A 19,205-nucleotide genomic window follows, 5' to 3' on the forward strand; every position below is an offset into this window, starting at 1 on the left:
GCAGGGCGGTACAACATACACAATTGTTTGATCTTTCCAGTGCTCTCCGATACAATGGAGACAAGCTGGCTGGGAGAGGAGGAGTGTTTATGGAACCAGTTTTTCTGCCGGGAGACCTGCGGACCCGAATCGTGGATTTGATGAAATACCACAAGATTTCTCAGGCGGATCTGGCCGTGAAAATAGGCGTAACCGAGAGTACCTTAAACCGTTTTCTGACTGGAAAGGTGGAAAAGCTGGGCCATGAGCAAGTCCTCCGCCTGGCCCGGACCTTCCAGGTATCCACCGACTTTTTGCTGGGGCTGACGGAGATCCCAGACCGCAAGAACTATGAGATTTCCGAACTGGGATTGTCCTTGGGGGCGGTTAAAAATTTGTAACTGGGCAAGGTGCAGCCGGATGTGGCCAATCGGCTGTTGGAAAGCCCCCGCTTTGCGGAAGTGACCTATCTGATCGGCCAATATCTGGACGACACGTTGGCAGAGAATATGCGCTTCAAAACCAGGTGATGACCACCCTCCGCTCCATGCTGATGGGAGCTGTGCGAACCGATGGCGCCGTGCCGGCTGCCAGAGAGGTAAACCGCCTGAAAGTGCCGCCCTATCAGGCCGACTTGACCACCATTCAAAACCAGTTTATAGAGGCGGTGCGGGAAGTCAAGCAAAGCGTCACATACAGATGAAGAACCAGACCAATGAGCAGCTGTGCGCCTTGGCTCAAAAGGGGGGCATCGGGGCTTGTAGTCTGCTGGTGGAGCAGAACTTGGGGTTTCTCCGCAAGACCGCCGGAGAACTTTACCGAAGCATAAACCTTGCCCAAAGTGATCTCTGCGTGGACTGCGAAGATTTGGTTCAGGAGGGTAGCATCGGCCTGTTGAGCGCCGCTGTGGGGGGTGAAACTGCACGGGGCATAAAGTTTCTGACCTATACGGCCCCTGCCATCCGCAACGCCATGACCGATTTCATCCGGGCGAAATTTGCCCAGTTTGAGCAAAAAGTAGTGCATGGTGAAAACGAACTGGGCATTCAGATCATCCGTCTGGAAGAGGTGCGGAGCGAGGAAGAACAGGCTTAACGTATCGAGGCCATCTCTCATCCTCTGGTACATTCTCCAGAGGAAATTTACATCAAGCAGGAGGAACTTTCCGATCTGTATCAAGCCCTTGGGAAGTTCTCTGCCAGAGAGCAGACTTATCTTCTGTACCGGTTTGGTTTTGCGGATGATACATTCCGCCCTCTACTTGGGACGGCACTGCATTTTCACCTCAGTGAGAGGCGGGCAAAGCGCACCGAGGCACAGGCACTGGACAACCTATGGCTGGAGCTGCCATGGTGGTATTAGTGCATTTCGCTGCGGGGGACGGGAGTTGATGTACCTTTGCCTCCTTTTCAGGTTAGGCGGATTTTGCCCTATGAGCAAATCCTGATTTCGTCCGTGACCGTACAAAATCCGCCTAACCTAATACCACCGAGACGTGTCTGTCTACCGGCCATCTGCACAGGTTTGAGATGCCGCAGTCAACCCCTTCCCGGTGTCGCTGGAAGCAAAAGTATAACACACTAGACTTTCCGAGGGAAAGTCGTGTGCCAACAGGGGTGCTACTCGCCCCTGTTGGAGACACAGAGCCAAAGGAGGTTCCCTTTTGGATACCCCTTGTTTTCGTCATTTGTGTATATACAAGGCATCTCTCAAATCTGGCGGCTTGCCAGAATGTGGATGGTGAGAGAAAATCTCTCCATAACATCGAATAGTAGCCTGAACTATTGGTGGATAAATGTATAAAGCAACTGATGGTGTTCTGGTTCATTTTATTGCGCTGAAGTGGAAAATGAGCAGATAGAAGAATATCTTGCATAAAATATTTTCGATATGTGCTTAATTTTAGAGCGAATTTTGTCAATAAATAGAAAGAATCATTTTGTTTAAACAACTCGCGATATTAGCCATACTTATGTCAAAGTTTTGATTTATTAAAGATTTTTTAAGGAGAAGACCTTGACAATGACTGAAAGATGCGGCACACTTGGACTGACAGAGGGGAACTCTGTCCATTTTTCATGCCCTAAATTAGATACAGGATAATTGCACCTTTCCTATACCGAAAAAGCACTTTTTATATATTATTCTACCTCAAAGGATGATATATCGACAATTAAACACACAACACGATAGATAAAAAAGGGAGAGAGACATTTGAAAAACTTAAAATTAAAGTGGAAACTATTGGTTTCGTATGGAGTTATTTTGCTGCTTTTGCTGGTACTAGGCATTACCTCTATTTCCGTTGTCAATATGATGTCAAAGAAAAGCATAGAGTATGCAGAAGAAATTGTTCCTGTAGTTGAGGAGATTGGATTAGCCAGAAGAAACATGATATCCGTCAGACGGTATTTGTTAAATGCCATTATTGCGAACGATCAGGAAGATTACCAAAGAGTAGTAGATTCCATGAATACGGACAGGGATGCCCTGTATGCCGGCCTGGATGCCATTGAACAATTAGATCCTGCGTACTCTTCTGCTGTTAATGCTGTCCGGGAAAAGCTGAAGAGTGTTGCGGAATATAATACGCAGATCATGGAGTTATCTAAGGATTTCGGAAATGTTGATTCCATCTATCAGGCGTATGATATTTACTTAAACGAATACGCACCTGTTTTTACAGAGGCAGCTGACATGATGCAGGCACTGAATACTCAGATTGATCAGAATGTAAGCGCACAAGAAATGATGGTTAAGGATGTTAGGCGCATAGCGATTGCAATTGTAATTATTATTTTTACAATAGCGGTGGTTGCTGTGGTTGTATTTACAGTACTTATGCTCCGCTACATTATGATTCCGACACGCAAATTGTTAGAGGGCGCAGACGCCCTTGCAAGGGGAGATTTCCAAAACGCCTCTGTCGATTATCCCTCTAAAGATGAGTTTGGCACCCTTGCCAATGAAATTACCTCCGTCATGAACCGAATTGTGTTTATCACAAAGGATTTGCAGGACGGCTTGCGAGCGGTGGGGGAAGGCCGCTTTGATGCAAGAAGCTCTGATGATAGTCAATATGAAGGTGAATATCATTATCTGCGGGATTCTGTATACCATTTGATCCATATGCTGAATAATATTATGTGTCAGATCCACGCAGCATCCAGTGAAGTATCCAGCAGCGCAGAACAAATTGCAAATGGGGCGCAGGCACTTAGCCAGGGCTCCACAGAACAGGCATCCAGTGTGCAGGAATTGGCCGCAACGCTGTCTGATATTTCCTATCAGGTAAATGAAAACACGCAGCTGGTTGATGAGACTGAAAAGAAAGTCCGGGAAACCGTTGAGGAAGTTACGCTTGGTACAGATAGAATGCGGCAGATGCTGACTGCAATGCAGAATATCGGCACTACTTCATCAGAAATCAGCAAAATTATCAAGAACATTGAGGATATTGCGTTCCAAACCAATATCCTTGCCTTGAACGCAGCGGTCGAGGCGGCACGAGCCGGCAACGCAGGCAAAGGTTTTGCGGTTGTGGCTGACGAGGTTCGCAGACTGGCCGCAAATACGGCAGAGGCTTCCAAGAATACCGGTGAATTGATCTCCAAGGCATTGCAGGCTGTTGAGCAAGGAAAATCCATTGCGGATGAAACGGCTGCCTCTCTGGAGCGTGTAAACAGTATCATTGAACAGTTGGCCGCCCAGGCTGGCAAAGTTGCCAGCAACTCTCAGGCCCAGGACAACGCCATTCAGCAAATCTCTGAAGGGGTGGAGCAAATTTCTGCTGTGGTACAAAACAATTCTGCCACAGCGGAAGAAAGTGCCGCAGCCAGCGAAGAATTGTCCAGTCAGGCTCATATCCTTAAGGAATTGGTTTCCAGATTTAATATTACCTGTGACAGAACAGTACAGCAAGAAGTTGAGAGTGCGGCAATTCCTGCACAGGCCCCTGAAAGTGTCAGCAGTAAATATTGAGACTGGTTGCTGAAGGGGGAAAAATATGAATCCGTAAGCGCAACAAGAAGATATTGCCAAAAAGTTCTCCAAACTAAACGCCAGTCAATTAGAGGCTCTTGAAAGTTACCTTATAGAACTGGAAGGAGAAACCGCTGACCAGCAGCAGAGCGTTGACAAGTACCTTACATTTTGGTGCGGAGAACAGTTGTATGGCATTGGAATTAGTCAGGTAAATCAGATTATACAGATGGTCAAAATTACGCCATTGCCAGATTTCCCACTTATATGAAAGGAGTTATCTCCATCCGTGGCGAGATGGTTCCTGTGATGGATCTGCGGCTACGACTTGGAAAAGAGAGCATTTCTTACGATGACCGTACTTGCATTATTGTAATCCGTCAGGACAATTGTTCTTTCGGACTAATCGTAGATGCTGTAAACGATGTGGAAACGATACCTGAGAAGAAGATTTTCCTACCGCCCAATCGTATACAAAATAACGCAAATTATCTTACAGGCATTGCACAGGGCGAACACGTCACATTGCAGGAGTTTTCAATGCCTCCACTGAGCGCCGTTTGGATGAGCTGGAAGCCACCAAAGAAAAGCTGAAGCTGAGTATCATCAAGAAAGAGATGAAAAAGCCTCAGTTCACCAGAGAGCAGATTCAATTCTACATCCTCCAGTACCGTAAAGTGGACACCAATACTTTGGACGGGCGCAGACGGCTGATCGATGGTTTTGTTAACAGCGTGGTGGTCTATGATGACTATATTCTCCTGACCTTCAACTACAAGGAGGGTACAGAGCGGATCACCTTTGAGCAGATCGAGCGTTCGGATTTATCATCCCTCAAGGGACCAGTGCTAGTATCATTTTTGATGGTACTCAGCATTTTATTTTTGCCTTATTGCAATGTATTTTGCAATAAATCATCACGCTAATACCCTCTATATCCATATGGATTGTTTTTTTCTTATCGTTTCCACAATAAACGCACAGCTCTTAATCCCATATTGGTAAGCAAAATGTTAGCGACCGTCAGCGATTTTTCAGCAAATTATCTTTATAATCTAATCTCGACGAGGTTTCAGAAAAAATTTTTCGAACATTTGGCAGTGCACCTCCCAAATAAACTCTATTCAAATAACAGAATAGTTTTGGCATGAACACCCATTCGTGACAATGTACGATATTGTTATTTTCTATCAAATGGAAACGGAGGAGAAAACCGTTACGCGCCGCCGAATGTGCATAAACCGGCTGATAGCGGGCATGATAACAGCAAACAAACAAAGGAGGCCAAATCCATGAATCACGCTCAATGTAACAAAGCGATCCGCTGCACTGTTTCTCAGTGCGCAAATCACTGTGACAGCGCGGAATACTGTGCACTGGACTGCATCACGGTAGGCACGCATGAGGCAAACCCGACAGTCGACCAGTGCACCGACTGTAAGTCCTTCCAGCGTAAATGCTGATGTGACAAAAGACGAGGAGGAGCCTGCTTTGGAAGGTGTCCTCCTCGTCTGCTTTTGAGTGTCAGTCGCATATTGACAGATTCCTGCCGAATAGATATACTAACACAGTAGGTTCCCTTTCCCGGAAGCGGTGCTGACGGGCAAGCATCTACGAAATTTATATGATCTGCTGTCAAAGATAAGGTCTGCGATGAAAGAACCGGAATGAGGTCATTTTGCGTCCTGCATCGTTTTGCAGGGCGCATTTTTTGCAAAAAAGGGGAGATTTTATGCAAAAGCGCATTGCCATTTTGGGAATCGTCGTTTCCGATCGGGAGGCCAGCGCGGAGGTGAATCGTCTGCTGCATGAGTATGGCGAACACATTATTGGGCGCATGGGTATCCCGCGCGAGGGGTGTTCGATCATCACAGTCGTGATGGAAGGAGCTAATGATACCATCAATGCGCTGTCCGGCAAGCTCGGACGTTTGAAGAATGTGCAGGTCAAATCCATGGTGGCGAAGTAAGGAGTAGAAAAGTATGAAACGATTTTTGGCAGGTTTGTTGGCGGTAGCGGCGTCGTTTTCGCTGCTCGCAGGCTGTGGGCAGCGGAACAATGCAGCAGACAGCCAGGAGCAGCAGACGCAGCAGTCTGCGGTGGAGCCGGGTTATGAAGAGGGGCTGACCACGCGTGTGGCTGCGCTCAAAGGCCCGACTGCAATGGGACTGGTATGCCTGATGAGCGAAAACGAGGGAGAGGATGCGCATTATTCGTTCGACCTGTACACCTCGGGCGACGAGATTGTGCCGCTGATTGGCAAGGGGGAAGTGGATGTCGCCCTGATTCCGACCAATCTGGCCGCGACGCTCTATCAAAAGACCGAAGGTGGTGTGCAGGTGCTGGACGTTAACGCGGGCAACGTGCTGTATGTGGTTTCGCATGATGAGACCCTCACTGACCTCAGAGGACTGAAAGGCAAGACCGTTTATATGACCGGTAAGGGTACTTCGCCGGACTGGACGCTGCAATATCTGCTCGGTAAAGCGGGCATGAGCGAGAGCGATCTGACCATCGAGTTCAAGGCTGAGGCGACCGAGGTGGTTTCCGCACTGGCGCAGGATGCGACCGCAGTCGGTATCTTGCCACAGCCGTTTGCTACGGTGGCAATGCTGCAGGATCAGGAGCTTTCGATGAATTTCCCGCTGGAGAATGCTTGGAAGGAATATAGCCCGGACGGCAGCGGTATTGCAACCGGCGTGACCGTGGTGCGCACAGAATTTGCCAAGGAGCATCCGGCAGCGGTTGCGCAGTTTGTGCAGGATCATCAGGCATCGGTTGCGGCGGCGGAGGAAAATCCGGCGGATGCGGCGGCGCTGGTTGAACAATACGGTATCGTCAAGGCGGCGGTCGCGCAGCAGGTGATTGAGCGCTTTAATCCTATGGTGGCAACGACCGGTGAGGATATGAAAACATGGGTTTCCGGTTATCTGGAAATGCTGTACGAGGTAGCGCCGGACACGGTGGGAGGAAAGCTGCCCGATGAAGGCTTCTACTATCTGGGATAAACGCTGGGTTCGCTTTATTGCGGCAGCGGCGTTCTGGTTAGGGCTGTGGCAGGCGGTTGCGCTTGCCCTGCCCAAGCTGTTGTTTGCAGGCCCTGCACAAACTGTGCAGAGCCTGCTTTCTATGATTAGCACCGTGGATTTCTGGCTTTCGATAGGGTATTCCGTTGGGAAAATCGCCGGTGGCTTTGCACTGGCGTTTGCGCTGGGATGCCTGCTTGCAATTCTGGCGCATTGCGCGGCGCTCGTGCGTGTGCTGCTGGAGCCTGCGGTACAGATCATGAAAAGTGTGCCGGTGGCTTGCTTCGTCGTGGTGGCACTCATTTGGGTACGGTCGGCTTGGATCTCAGTTTTGACGGCGTTTTTTGTTGTGTTTCCCGTCGTGTACATCAATTTGCAGCAGGGCCTTGCTGATGTGGACGCAAAAATGCTGGAAATGGCGCATGTGTTTGGCCTGTCTGGCGGCAAGCGATTTCGCGCAGTATATCTTCCTGCGGTGGTGCCGTATTTGCTGGGCGCGTGTCGCGTTTCGGTTGGTATGTCACTCAAGGCGGGGGTTGCGGGCGAAATCATCGGACTGCCTCGTTGGTCGATTGGGGAGCAGCTCTACCTATCCAAGCTGTACCTCAATACCGCTGATTTGTTCGCTTGGTCGCTGACCATTATTGCACTTAGTTTGCTGCTGGAAAAGCTGCTGGTGCGTGCCGCTGCGGCTTTACAGAAGAAATGGGGAGGCGCCGCATGATCGAATTTCGCGGGGTGAGCAAGTCGTTTGACGGCAAGGCAGTGCTGCACGACCTCGACTGGCGCGTCGCGCCGGGAGAGCAGTGGCAGGTACGCGGCGCGTCCGGTATTGGCAAAACCACATTGCTGCACCTGCTGATGGGACTGGAAACACCGGACAGGGGCTGCATCACGGGCAGGGAAGGGCTGCGGTTTCTGCCTGTGTTTCAGGAGGACCGTCTGGTAGAGCATTGGAACGCGGTCGGCAATGTGTCGCTGGTGTGCGCGGATGCTGCGCGCGTGCGCACGCTCCTGCGCGCGTTGCTGCCCGAGGATGCGCTTGACCAGCCGGTGCGGACGCTGTCCGGCGGGATGCGTCGCCGCGTCGCGTTGGCGCGCGCATTGGCTGCGGAAGGCGATGTGCTCGTGCTGGATGAGCCGTTTGCAGGTCTGGACGCGGAGACCGAGCGGCAGGCGGCGGAGGTTATTGCCGCCCATCGGGCAGGCAGGACGCTGGTTCTGGTGTCGCACGGCAGCGAGACGCTGCTGCAAGGCTTTCACACGCTGTCGCTGAACGAATAATAAGCAAGGTCGTCCTTTGTGGACGGCCTTGCTGCATATGGTTGCCAAAAAAGGACAAAGTATGATAAGATAGTCTGCGTAAAGGTTGTGATATAACATGCAAAAGGGAGAAGCGGCAAAGCTTAAGCTGCTGCTCAGCGGCATTTCTGCGCGACTGACTAAAAACCGGGATTTCTTTGTGCAGGCGGTCGGTGTCTTTACTTCAGGGAAGAAAAAGTTTGAAGCCAAGCTCACGCGCGACGGCGAGGATTACCGTTTGCGCTTTCAGGGCGCGGAACGAACGGTGAACGCAGACAATTTCTGCGCGTTTTTTGTCGAACAGGCGGAGAAATTCGATGAAGCGGTATTGACTTATACCGAGCGCGGCTCGGTGGTAACGCTTTCGGTTACGCCGCGCGGCGTGCAGATGAAGCAGGCAGAGCGGCAGGCGACGGCGGAGGAGAAAGCGGCGGCCGCCAATCCTTTACTCGATTCGGGGCGGCAATATCTCATCCGCGTCGACCACGCCGCAGCGCTGCTGCGCGAAATCGGTATTCTGACTGCGGATGGCAAACTGAAAAACGATATGATCCGCAAGTACAACCAGATTGACCATTATGTGGAACTGGTCGCGCCCATGTTCGAGCAGGATGACAGTGAGGAGATCGTGCTGCTCGACTGTGCCTGCGGCAAGTCCTATCTCAGCTTTGTCATGAACTATTATCTGCATGAGGTGTTGCGCCGTCGGTGCCGCGTGATCGGTGTGGACATCAATGCGCACGTCGTTGACGAGAGTCGTGCGATGGCTAAGCGGCTGGGATACCATAATATGGTGTTCCAGTGCGCCGATCTGCGCACCTATCAGCCGCCAAAGGGTGTGACGGCGGTGATTTCGCTGCACGCTTGCGATATTGCGACCGATCTGGCGCTGGCCACGGCGATTCGCGCTCGTGCGAAGTATATCGCGTGCGTGCCTTGCTGCCATAAGGAGCTGCTCGACCAGTATACGCTGCCGGGACTCGAGCCGTTGACCAAATTCGGCGTATTCAAGGCGCGGTTCAATGACGTGCTGACCGACAGCATGCGCGCACTCAAACTTGAAGCGGAGGGATATAAGGTATCGGTGGTGGAGTACATCTCGCCGCTCGATACGCCGAAAAATCTGCTCATTCGCGCGGTGCGCACCGGACGGGACAATCCGCGTGCCCGGAAAGAATACGATGCGGTGCGGCAGACAGTCGGTACAACCTCGGAGTTGGACCGGCGCTGCGCCGAAATGGATGCCGAGTTCTTTGTTACGGATGAAGATCTGATTTTGTAACACCAAGATTGCCTCTGAATAGACTGGTAATGAAGTCTCTTCAATCAATATTTGGAGGTAATCTACATGGCTGATAAAGTCTGCTGTCCCGGTCCGATCTGCGGCAGTAATAATAATAACGGCTCCGCCGGCGGTTTCCGCGAGGCGGTCTGCGTTCACACCAAAAAGGTTTACGATTCCTGCCGCAGCAAAGAGTGTCTGCGCGACATCCGCGTGTATCTGTGCCGTGATGCGCAGGAACTGCTTAATGCCGGCGGCATCGCTTCGGTCAAACCGCGCGCAGCTGAACTGCTGTGTGTGAAGATCGACGTGGAACACGTTCAGTTTAAACGCGGATAGTGCGGTTACCACATCGCGGCGGACGAAGGCGGAAGCAGCGGATAAATTTGCAAATGCAAATTGCCTGGAGAATTTGCGGTGACGCGTTCTGTTTTTGTGTAGACGATTTTGTCAATGACGGTTTTGAGCAGGCGGTTCTGCTCACGGGCGCTGGCGGCCTGCTCATAGGCATCGAGGACATGGCGCAGGCGGGGCGCAAAGGCTTGGCGGCGCTCGTTTTCGGTTTCCAGATGCTCCAGCTCGGCCTGTATTTCGCTCTGCTGACGGCAGAGCGAGGCGCGCTCGGCATCGAGCGCGTTTTTGCGCTCGAGGTACAGCGCGGGGGTATACACTCCAGTCTCGACCAGCTCAAAAGCGCGGCTCATGCGGGTGTCCAGCTCGGACAGGCGTTTCTCCAGCAGACGGAGCGAAGCGCGCAGCGGCGCGGTTTCGTTCTGACAGGGAAGAGGGCTGTCGCCAGCAGAATAGCCGGCCAGCCACAGGCGCAGCGTGTCAAGCACCATGCGCTCGATTTCGTCATAGCGGTGCGAAATGGTTGGGCAGGCCGAGCGGGAAATGCAGAAAATCAGTGGCTCGCGCGGGACGGTCTGCCGGTTGGAGATGCAGTTGCGCTGCATTTTGCGTCCGCATACGCCGCAGACGATCAGGCCGGTGAAGGCGTTTTTCTGCCCCTTTCCGGCAGGGACCGGGGGCGCGGGGTGGCTTGCAAGAATTTCCTGTGCGCGGCGCCAGTCCTCACGGGAGACAAGAGCTTGGTGCCGCCCTTCGTATAACTGCACGTCTTTGGCAGTCAGGCGAACGACCTTCAAACGGCCGTCGACCACCTCTTTGCGGGTTGGGCGGCGGGTACTGGTGGTGTAGCCCGCATAGTGCGGATTGCGCAGCAGAAGGGACACGCGGCGGTCGGTCCATGGATTGCGCGCGCCGGGCGGCGGGGGCATCAGTCGGTTGAGCCGTTTTTTGATTTGCGAGATGCACACATCTTCCTGTACGAACCAGTGAAATATGTTTTGTACGATGGGAGCGGTTTGTGGGTCGGGCGCAAGTGAGCCGCCCTTTTCGCCCTTGAGCTTGATTTTTTTGTAGCCGAAAGGCGGTTGTCCGGCGGTGTATTTTCCCTCGCGCCGCGCAGCCTGCACACCGGCGTTCAGACGGCGGCGGATGGTTTTGTATTCACGGCGGGACATGAAAAGCCCAAATTCAAAATACTCCTCGTCGTATTCGTTATTGGGGTCAAATGTTTTAAACGGTGTGATGATGCGCGTTTCCGAGTATTTGAAGGCGCGTGCGACAATGCCTTGGTCAATGCTGTCGCCGCGCGCCAGACGTTCGATTTCCATGACGATAACGCCGCGCCATTGTCCGGCTTCCACTTCTTGCAGCAGCCGCTGCATCTGTGGACGTGCGGCAATCGTATCGCCCGAAACGATCTCTTCATAAATCGCCCCGATCGGTAGTCCGCGTGCGTCGGCCAGTTCGGTGAGCGTGCGGCGGTGGCGGGCGAGTGTGTCGCCTTCACCCCGCGCTTCCGCTTCGAGGTCTTGACGGGATTTACGCAGATAGATACAATATTGTGTGGACATGGAATCAGCTCCTTGCGGGGATTTACTAACATCCTATCGGCGGCGTGTGTAAAAAATGACATGCCGGAGCCTCGCGCTTGCATAGGATACGGCGAAGGAGGCGGTCTGCATGGCTGTTGCTGCGACCTATCACTATGCGCACGGTACGGTTTCCGTTTGCGACGACGCTTATCGTGACATTTCGCTCGAAGAACAAAAGCGCCGCGAAGAGCATATGTGGCGCGCGGCGCATGAAATTGTGCTGGATGCACAAAGCGAGCGGAAGAAACCGGAAAAATAAAACAGGAGCTGGAAAAGTTTTTTCCGCGTCAAAATCCGTCAAATTGGGTTTGTTCTTTTTGTTCAGTTTTTTCTCTTTTCATACTACATGTGGTGTGCTATAATGAGAACCTACACTAAATAGCATGAGTGAGGAAATAATAATGGTTAGAGTAATTAAAAAAGATAATACAAAAGAGGCATTTAACATTCAAAAAGTGGTGATTGCGGTCAATAAGTCTGCAAACCGTGTGCTGTATACGTTTACCGAGGAGGAGTTGCGGGCGATCTGCGACCATGTGGAGGGCTATATCCGCGACCACGGCATGAGCGAGGTACAGATTTGGCAGATGCACAACATTGTCGAGGCTGCGCTCGAAGCCGTGCGCCCCGAGGTCGCCAAGAGCTACCGCGACTATCGCAACTACAAGCAGGATTTTGTCGGCATGCTGGACAGCGTGTACAAAAAGAGTCAGTCGATTATGTACATCGGTGACAAGGAGAATTCCAATACGGACTCTGCGCTCGTATCCACCAAGCGCAGCCTGATTTTTAACCAGCTCAACAAGGAGCTGTATCAGAAGTTCTTCATGAACACAGAGGAGTTGCAGGCCTGCCGCGACGGCTATATCTATGTGCATGATATGTCCGCACGCCGCGACACGATGAACTGCTGCCTGTTTGATGTACAGCATGTACTAAAAGATGGCTTTGAGATGGGAAATCTGTGGTATAATGAGCCTAAGACACTCAATGTTGCCTTTGACGTCATCGGTGATATCGTGCTGTCTGCGGCCAGCCAGCAGTACGGCGGCTTTACGGTGCCGTCGGTCGATCTGCTGCTCGAGCCGTACGCTGAACGCAGCTACAAAATGCTGACCGAAAAATACAGCCGTCTGGGTCTGGATGCCGAAACGGTTGAAAAAGAGGTTATGGCTGACATTCTTAACGACTTTGAGCAAGGCTTCCAGGGCTGGGAGTACAAGTTTAACACGGTTGCGTCCAGCCGCGGCGACTATCCGTTCATCACTATGACCATGGGCACCGGTACAGGCCGCTTCGCAAAGCTCGCCTCCATCACGATGCTGAATGTGCGCCGCAAGGGGCAGGGCAAGAAAGGCCAGAAAAAGCCCGTGCTGTTCCCCAAGATTGTGTTTCTGTATGATGAAAACCTGCATGGACCGGGCAAGGAACTCGAGGACGTTTTCGAGGCGGGCATCGAGTGCTCGTCCAAGGCGATGTATCCGGACTGGCTCAGCCTCACCGGCGAGGGCTATGTGCCTTCGATGTACAAAAAATACGGCGAAATCATCAGTCCGATGGGCTGCCGTGCGTTTCTGTCCCCGTGGTATGAGCGCGGCGGGATGAAGCCTGCGGATGAGGAGGACAAGCCGGTCTTTATTGGCCGGTGGAATATCGGCGCAGTGTCGCTGCACCTGCCGATGATTTATGCCAAGGCACAGCAGGAAAACCGTGATTTCCACGAGGTGCTCGACTATTACCTCGAGCTGATTCGCCGCCTGCACATTCGCACCTATGCGTACCTTGGTGAGATGCGCGCGTCCACCAATCCGCTGGCGTATTGCGAGGGCGGCTTCTACGGCGGTCATCTCAAGCCGTCGGACAAGATTAAGCCCATTATGAAAACTGCGACCGCGTCGTTCGGCATTACGGCGCTCAACGAATTGCAGGAGCTGTATAACGGCAAGTCGCTCGTTGAGGACGGGCAGTTTGCAATCGATACGCTCGAATACATCAACCAGAAGGTCAGCCAATTTAAGGAAGAGGACGGCAATCTGTACGCCATCTACGGCACGCCCGCGGAAAGTCTGTGCGGTTTGCAGGTTGAGCAGTTCCGCCGCAAGTACGGCATCGTTGAGGGTGTATCCGACCGCCCGTATGTTTCCAATAGCTTCCACTGCCATGTTACCGAGGACCTGACTCCCATTGAAAAGCAGGATTTGGAAGGACGGTTCTGGAATTTGTGCAACGGCGGCAAGATTCAGTATGTCAAGTACCCCATCGACTACAATCTGGAGGCCATTCGGTCGCTGGTGCGTCGCGCGATGCGCAAGGGCTTTTACGAAGGCGTCAATCTGTCTTTGTCGTACTGCGATGACTGCGGCCATGAGGAGCTGTCAATGGACGTTTGTCCCAAGTGCGGCAGCCGCAATCTTACCAAGATTGACCGCATGAACGGCTATCTGTCCTACTCGCGCGTCAAGGGAGACACGCGTCTGAACGATGCTAAGATGGCAGAAATCGCAGAAAGGAAAAGCATGTGATGCGCTATCACAACATAACCAAAGACGATATGCTCAACGGGGAGGGACTGCGCGTCGTGCTGTGGGTAGCCGGCTGCGGACATGCCTGTCCGGGTTGTCATAATCCCGTGACATGGGATGCGGACGGCGGCCTGCCTTTTGACAGCGACGCGGAGGACGAGCTGTTTGCGGAGCTTGGCAAGGATTATGTATCGGGTGTGACACTGTCGGGTGGCGACCCGCTGTTTCCAGCCAACCGTGCAGATGTGGGCGTGTTGTGCGCCCGGATTCGGCAGCGCTTTCCGGGCAAGACCATCTGGCTGTATACCGGCTATCTATGGGAGGAAATTCAGGATCTGCCATTGCTGGAAAATGTGGATGTGGTCGTGGACGGACGGTTTGTACAGGCGCAGGCAGATTCCCAACTGCATTGGCGCGGCAGCGCCAACCAGAGGGTAATCGATGTTGGGCGCACCCGTGCATCAAATAAAGTTGTTTTGGTGTAGGAGTATGGATAAGGAAGGCGAAAATATCATGCAAAAGGTTGCAAAATTTTACAAGGTATCGGAACAGCAGTTTCTCACGGATTGGTGCAATGCAACGGGCAGCAGCGTAAGCGAGGCAAAAGCGGTCTATCAGAAGATTCGTCTGCCTCGCCGGGCGACAGTCGGCTCCGCGGGATATGATTTTTTCGCACCTGAAGCGTTTTCGCTGATTCCGCATGAAACCATTTTGATTCCGACCGGCATCCGTGCTGAAATTGCGGACGGATGGGTGCTGCAACTCTATCCGCGTTCCGGACTGGGATTTAAATACAGCCTACAAATGGACAACACGGTTGGCATCATTGACAGTGATTACTTCAATGCCAAAAATGAGGGCCATATTTTTATCAAGATGACCAACCAGAACCGTCAGGGCAAAAATCTTGCGGTCGCTGCGGGAGAGGGCTTTGCGCAGGGTATCTTCTTGCCCTTTGGCATTACGGAGGATGATGATGCAGACGGATGCCGTGAGGGCGGCTTCGGCAGCACAACAAAATAAGGGAAAGGTAGGATAGGGGAGACTTTCATGAAAAAAACACATCTGTCACGGATTGGGAAAACCGTTGGCTGCGTCGCTTTGGCAGGCTGTTTGCTGTTTGGCAGCTCAGTTCCCGCATATGCGGTATCTCCGCTATATGGTATGGATGCAGTCGTGCGCGCTGCGCGTGCGGCAGAGCCGGGCGAATATTTGTATACGCAGCTCAACGAAAACGAGAAGGCGGTCTATAATGCCATTATAGATCAGATTGAAGAGTTGACTCGCAGTGATACGGATCCGTCGGGTGTGCAGGTGACCATTCCCAAAGACTCCGGATATTCATTGACAGGCAAACCTGTTTTTGCTGTGTTTCGTGACCATCCTGAATTTTTCTGGGTGGACAGTTCAAAACTGGTCTGGGCAGAAGGAAATCCTAAAATAGATACGGATGGCAATGAAGTCTATGTGCTGTCTTGCAAAACCCCCGGTGAATCCTTTTACTATGATGGGTTTACCACGGGAAATTTGCAGGATTATCGGGATAGGCTGAACGATAAAGTTGATGAAATCAAGCAAAATGTGCCTTCTACGGCGCTTGACCAGCTTGCAGTGCTCAAATATCTCAACGATTGGATGGCACAAAATAATGTGTATAATGCACAGGGTCTTGGCGCCGACAATTTTTCCCGTTGCGCAGCCAGCGGTCTTTTGAGCGATAACAACGCAGACACCACAGAAGATGACCCGGTTTGCTATGGTTATGCGACAGCCATGAAAGTGCTGCTCGATGCTTTTGGCATGGAAAATGCCTACATCGAGGGTTGGGCTTATAATACCAATAATCAGCCCAGTGGTGAGCAGCATGCGTGGAATTATGTAAAACTCGACGACGGTAGTGGTCAGGAACAATGGTATGCGCTTGACCCGACTTGGGATGATCCCAGCGTTTCCACGCTTCCGGCGCGTCAGGTCTATTTCCTTGTTGGCGCGAACACAGAGACCGAAAAGAATCTGCCGGGTTTTGAGATCTTTGGGAAAAACCATGATTCCTCGACTGCGAAGTCTCCGGCCTATAAGGAGCATAAATTTACATATCCGACGTTGGCTACCGATGCACGCGACCCCAGTGCAAGCGGCGATGTGATGGTGTATAAAGGTGATGGAAGCACCACGGCATACGGTACGTTGGATGCGGCCATGCAGAATGCCGAATTGGGCGATAAAGTGATTTTGCAAAATGCTGTGCAGGTGGACAGCACCATCACGCTAAAGGATGGCGTTACGCTTGAGCTCAATGGACAGACTGGCAGCAACGTTTCCGCTCCTTGCGCAATTACGGGAACAGCATCGCCGGTTTTTCGGATCGAGGCGGGGGATTCGGCTTCGATTATCAATTCGGGACGGTTTACAGCTGTAAAGCTGAGTGGCAGCGATACAAAGGTGGTTGAAAACAATGGTGCTCTGACGCTGGGAGGCAATGTGCAGTTTGCCAGCACCACATCGCCGATAGGCGGCTCTTCCATTATTGCGGGCAACACGCCGCTCAAGGCGCCTCATGTGCGCTATGTTGCCAGCGGAAAATTTGCAACCGCTTATCTGGTTGCCGAGCCGGCAGCTCCGGCAGCGGGCAGCTTTGCCGCGCAGGATGGCAACACCGTGCAGGATTTGCTGGACGGACTGCTGCAGCCCTCCGTGCAGATACAGTATTATGTTAACAGCAGCAACCTGACGAATGTCCCTGCCGGAGAATACAGCCTGAACTGGCAACCGAAGCAGTCGCCCAATGGCGGCAGCGCAATCCAGCTCACTGACCTGCTGGAAAACGGCACCTATCTCTTGGAAGCAGAGGCGTTTGACTATACCATTCCGTACGAGGTAGAAGTCAGCGGTTTGGCGGTCGCACCGCAGGAAATCGATTCGGTGTCTGTAAGCGGTCTGGACGTGCCGATTGGCGGACAGGCGCTGGACACCACGGTAGTGGTGGAAACAGCCGGCGTTTCGGCTTCGGGCGTGAGTTGGGAGCCGGATGGCAGCGGCACGGCAACGTTTGACACGGTCTATACCGCAGTGCTGACCCTGACGGCAGAATCCGGCTATGCTTTTGCTTCGGATGTTTCGGTCGAAGTCAATGGGCAGTCGGCGCAGGTCAATGCGCAGCCGGACGGCACGCTGTCCGTGCGCATTGCGTTCCCTGCGACGGCTTCTCAGACCATTCATCTGCAATCCGTCACAGCACCTGCGCCTATTTCCGCAGCCAATGGCACGGCGCTGGACGCTTTGCCGCTGCCTTCTCAGGTCGATATCGTGACCGATGACGGACAGACCCGTAAGGCCGATGTTGTATGGACGCGTGTTCCGACCGATGGCACCAGCTATCAGCCGGAGTTAGCCACCGAACAAACCTTCCGTCTGCAAGGGACGGTCATATTGCCGGGCGGTGTGGAAGCGGGCGATATTCCGCTTACGGTTAAGATTGACGTGACCGTTGTCGCGGCACCCTCAGTGGCGCACACCGCTGCGCCTACGGCACAGCCTGCCACTGGACGGTATGAAACAAATCAGACAGTGGTATTGACATCTGCAACTCCTGATGCCGTCATCTATTACACGCTTGACGGCAGTGAGCCGTCTGCGGAAACCGGCATCCGGTATACCGCGCCCATCGAAGTCAACGGCGTTGCAGGACAATCGGTGAAAACACGCATCAGAGCAATTGCGGTTGCAGCGGGGCTTCTGGACAGCGCGGTAATTGAGATAGATTATGAAATTGTTCTGCCCGGGACTGAGAGTGACGGTTCCACCGGCGGAACATCTTCGGATGACAGCAGCTCTTCCTCCGGCAGCAGTTCTTCTTCTGGCAGTAGCTCTTCCTCCGGCAATAGAACGGAAACCGTAACCCATCCGGACGGCTCGACCACCACTACCGTCACGAAAACGGATGGTTCTACGACCCAGACAACCAGGCATCCGGATGGATCGCAGTCGGTCGTAGAGATCACAAAGGATGGCACTACAACAACAACGGAAACCGATGCGGCAGGCAATAAGACCGAGACCGTGCAGACCCCTATTGGGGAGACAACTACTACGGTGGTTAACAAGGATGGATCGGGCTCTGTGACGGTTACGAAAGCGGATGGGCAGATATCCGGTAAAGTCACCCTGACCGGCAATAGTACTACGGATGCGGTGCAAAACGGCGGCATGGTTGCATTGCCTATGCCCGCGGTTTCGACAACTGCGGACCGTGGGATCGCGCCTGTCGTGACGGTGGATCTTCCGGATAACAACGCAATCAAGGTGGAGATTCCTGTCAAGGATGCAACGACGGGGACAGTAGCGGTTCTTGTTAAGGGAGACGGCAGCGAACAGGTAATGATGCGGTCGCAGCTTACAGAAAACGGCATTGCGGTTACCATAATGGATGGTGATACCATCCGGATTGTGGATAATACCAAGCGATATACAGATGTACCCACAAGCCATTGGGGCGCGGATGCGATTAACTATACGACCAGCCGGGAAATTTTCTCCGGCACTGGAGCGACAACCTTTTCCCCAGAGGAAGCGATGAATCGCGCCATGATTGTTACGGTTTTGGCGCGTCTGGACGGTGTGGATACATCGGTTGGTGTAAACTGGTATAATGCAGGTCGTCAGTGGGCCATGCAGAACGGCATTTCGGATGGTTCTGACATGCAGTCACTCTTGACACGGGAACAGCTGGCGGCCATGCTGTATCGCTATGCGGGCAGTCCGTCTACTACCGGCGCGTTGGATGCGTATGTCGACAGCGCACAGGTCAGCGCTTATGCGCGGCAGGCGATGATTTGGGCCGTACAGAAGGGGCTGCTGACCGGCACGACAAGTACTACTCTGGAACCGCAGGGGCAGGCAACACGTGTGCAGGTTGCAGCAATTTTGCAGCGGTTTGTCCAGTCTATGGCATAACCGTCAAGTAATAAATGTTCCTGTATGAAAAAATGTTGAACTCCCGATGGGTTTTACCCATCGGGAGTTTTTGCGTATTAAAATTGGCCACTGAAAAATAAGAAAATACTTTTCGCAGGGGTATGGAAACAAGGTGTTTGCTGCAAGTTTGCCTGAACAGTACATATGAGTTATTCTGATGAATAGAATTCTTTTGGATTACTGTATCAAGAATGTT

At 52.5% G+C, this 19,205-nt stretch carries 18 protein-coding genes and 1 pseudogene; 18 read left to right on the forward strand and 1 reads right to left on the reverse strand.

What is annotated here, in order from left to right; genetic code table 11:
* Positions 1–89: 89 nt before the first annotated feature.
* The 13 genes and pseudogenes from ACTQ3V_RS05025 (at position 90) to ACTQ3V_RS05085 (ending at position 9,909) form a co-directional block, all read left to right on the forward strand.
* The gene (locus tag ACTQ3V_RS05025) at positions 90–380 is read left to right on the forward strand and encodes a helix-turn-helix transcriptional regulator (RefSeq protein WP_441466554.1); all 291 of its coding nucleotides are present in this window, start codon (positions 90–92) and stop codon (positions 378–380) included.
* A gap of 125 nt (positions 381–505) precedes the next feature.
* Positions 506–682, forward strand: coding sequence for a hypothetical protein (locus tag ACTQ3V_RS05030; protein WP_441466555.1), 177 nt, complete (start codon positions 506–508; stop codon positions 680–682).
* Positions 679–1,074: a sigma factor gene (locus ACTQ3V_RS05035; RefSeq protein ID WP_441466556.1), complete on the forward strand. Its 396-nt coding sequence runs from the start codon at positions 679–681 to the stop codon at positions 1,072–1,074. Before ACTQ3V_RS05030 ends, ACTQ3V_RS05035 begins: the two co-directional genes overlap by 4 nt.
* Before the next feature lie 1,119 nt (positions 1,075–2,193).
* Positions 2,194–3,960, forward strand: a complete 1,767-nt coding sequence (locus ACTQ3V_RS05040) for a methyl-accepting chemotaxis protein (RefSeq protein WP_441466557.1) — start codon at positions 2,194–2,196, stop codon at positions 3,958–3,960.
* Between the two features lie 118 nt (positions 3,961–4,078).
* Positions 4,079–4,554, forward strand: a pseudogene (locus ACTQ3V_RS05045) (chemotaxis protein CheW).
* Positions 4,521–4,886, forward strand: coding sequence for a hypothetical protein (locus ACTQ3V_RS05050; RefSeq protein ID WP_441466558.1), 366 nt, complete (start codon positions 4,521–4,523; stop codon positions 4,884–4,886). The pseudogene ACTQ3V_RS05045 and the gene ACTQ3V_RS05050 overlap by 34 nt, the downstream one beginning before the upstream one ends.
* Positions 4,887–5,252: 366 nt before the next feature.
* Complete coding sequence (locus tag ACTQ3V_RS05055) at positions 5,253–5,423, forward strand: DUF1540 domain-containing protein (protein ID WP_297176241.1); 171 nt, start codon at positions 5,253–5,255, stop codon at positions 5,421–5,423.
* Between the two features lie 269 nt (positions 5,424–5,692).
* On the forward strand, positions 5,693–5,929 hold the full coding sequence (locus tag ACTQ3V_RS05060) for a TM1266 family iron-only hydrogenase system putative regulator (RefSeq protein WP_441466559.1): 237 nt from the start codon (positions 5,693–5,695) through the stop codon (positions 5,927–5,929).
* Between the two features lie 13 nt (positions 5,930–5,942).
* Positions 5,943–6,968: an ABC transporter substrate-binding protein gene (locus tag ACTQ3V_RS05065; protein ID WP_441466560.1), complete on the forward strand. Its 1,026-nt coding sequence runs from the start codon at positions 5,943–5,945 to the stop codon at positions 6,966–6,968.
* Positions 6,943–7,710, forward strand: a complete 768-nt coding sequence (locus ACTQ3V_RS05070; protein ID WP_441466561.1) for an ABC transporter permease — start codon at positions 6,943–6,945, stop codon at positions 7,708–7,710. Before ACTQ3V_RS05065 ends, ACTQ3V_RS05070 begins: the two co-directional genes overlap by 26 nt.
* Positions 7,707–8,270, forward strand: a complete 564-nt coding sequence (locus tag ACTQ3V_RS05075) for an ABC transporter ATP-binding protein (protein WP_441466562.1) — start codon at positions 7,707–7,709, stop codon at positions 8,268–8,270. Before ACTQ3V_RS05070 ends, ACTQ3V_RS05075 begins: the two co-directional genes overlap by 4 nt.
* A gap of 97 nt (positions 8,271–8,367) precedes the next feature.
* Positions 8,368–9,570: a class I SAM-dependent methyltransferase gene (locus tag ACTQ3V_RS05080; RefSeq protein ID WP_441466563.1), complete on the forward strand. Its 1,203-nt coding sequence runs from the start codon at positions 8,368–8,370 to the stop codon at positions 9,568–9,570.
* 66 nt (positions 9,571–9,636) lie between these two features.
* Positions 9,637–9,909: a hypothetical protein gene (locus ACTQ3V_RS05085; protein WP_441466564.1), complete on the forward strand. Its 273-nt coding sequence runs from the start codon at positions 9,637–9,639 to the stop codon at positions 9,907–9,909.
* Between the two features lie 5 nt (positions 9,910–9,914).
* Here ACTQ3V_RS05085 and ACTQ3V_RS05090 read toward each other — a convergent pair whose 3' ends face one another.
* Positions 9,915–11,492 carry a recombinase family protein gene (locus ACTQ3V_RS05090; RefSeq protein WP_441466565.1) on the reverse strand — a complete coding sequence of 526 codons (1,578 nt, stop codon included), beginning with the start codon at positions 11,490–11,492 and terminating at the stop codon, positions 9,915–9,917.
* A gap of 109 nt (positions 11,493–11,601) precedes the next feature.
* On the opposite strand from ACTQ3V_RS05090, the gene ACTQ3V_RS05095 reads away from it, so the two are divergent.
* From ACTQ3V_RS05095 to ACTQ3V_RS05115, 5 genes are all read left to right on the forward strand, one after another.
* The gene (locus ACTQ3V_RS05095; protein WP_441466566.1) at positions 11,602–11,772 is read left to right on the forward strand and encodes a hypothetical protein; all 171 of its coding nucleotides are present in this window, start codon (positions 11,602–11,604) and stop codon (positions 11,770–11,772) included.
* Between the two features lie 142 nt (positions 11,773–11,914).
* Entirely contained in the window at positions 11,915–14,035 is a 2,121-nt protein-coding gene (gene nrdD, locus ACTQ3V_RS05100) for an anaerobic ribonucleoside-triphosphate reductase (RefSeq protein ID WP_441466567.1), read from the forward strand.
* Positions 14,035–14,520 (forward strand): anaerobic ribonucleoside-triphosphate reductase activating protein, encoded by a 486-nt coding sequence (nrdG, locus tag ACTQ3V_RS05105; RefSeq protein WP_441466568.1) that lies wholly within the window; start codon positions 14,035–14,037, stop codon positions 14,518–14,520. The genes nrdD and nrdG overlap by 1 nt, the downstream gene beginning before the upstream one ends.
* Before the next feature lie 28 nt (positions 14,521–14,548).
* Positions 14,549–15,058 (forward strand): dCTP deaminase/dUTPase family protein, encoded by a 510-nt coding sequence (locus ACTQ3V_RS05110; RefSeq protein ID WP_441466569.1) that lies wholly within the window; start codon positions 14,549–14,551, stop codon positions 15,056–15,058.
* Between the two features lie 27 nt (positions 15,059–15,085).
* Positions 15,086–18,988 (forward strand): S-layer homology domain-containing protein, encoded by a 3,903-nt coding sequence (locus ACTQ3V_RS05115; protein WP_441466570.1) that lies wholly within the window; start codon positions 15,086–15,088, stop codon positions 18,986–18,988.
* The last annotated feature ends 217 nt before the right edge of the window (positions 18,989–19,205 follow it).

It is taken from the genome of Candidatus Agathobaculum pullicola, from assembly GCF_052117205.1.
GTDB classification, from domain to species: Bacteria; Bacillota; Clostridia; order Oscillospirales; family Butyricicoccaceae; genus Agathobaculum; species Agathobaculum pullicola.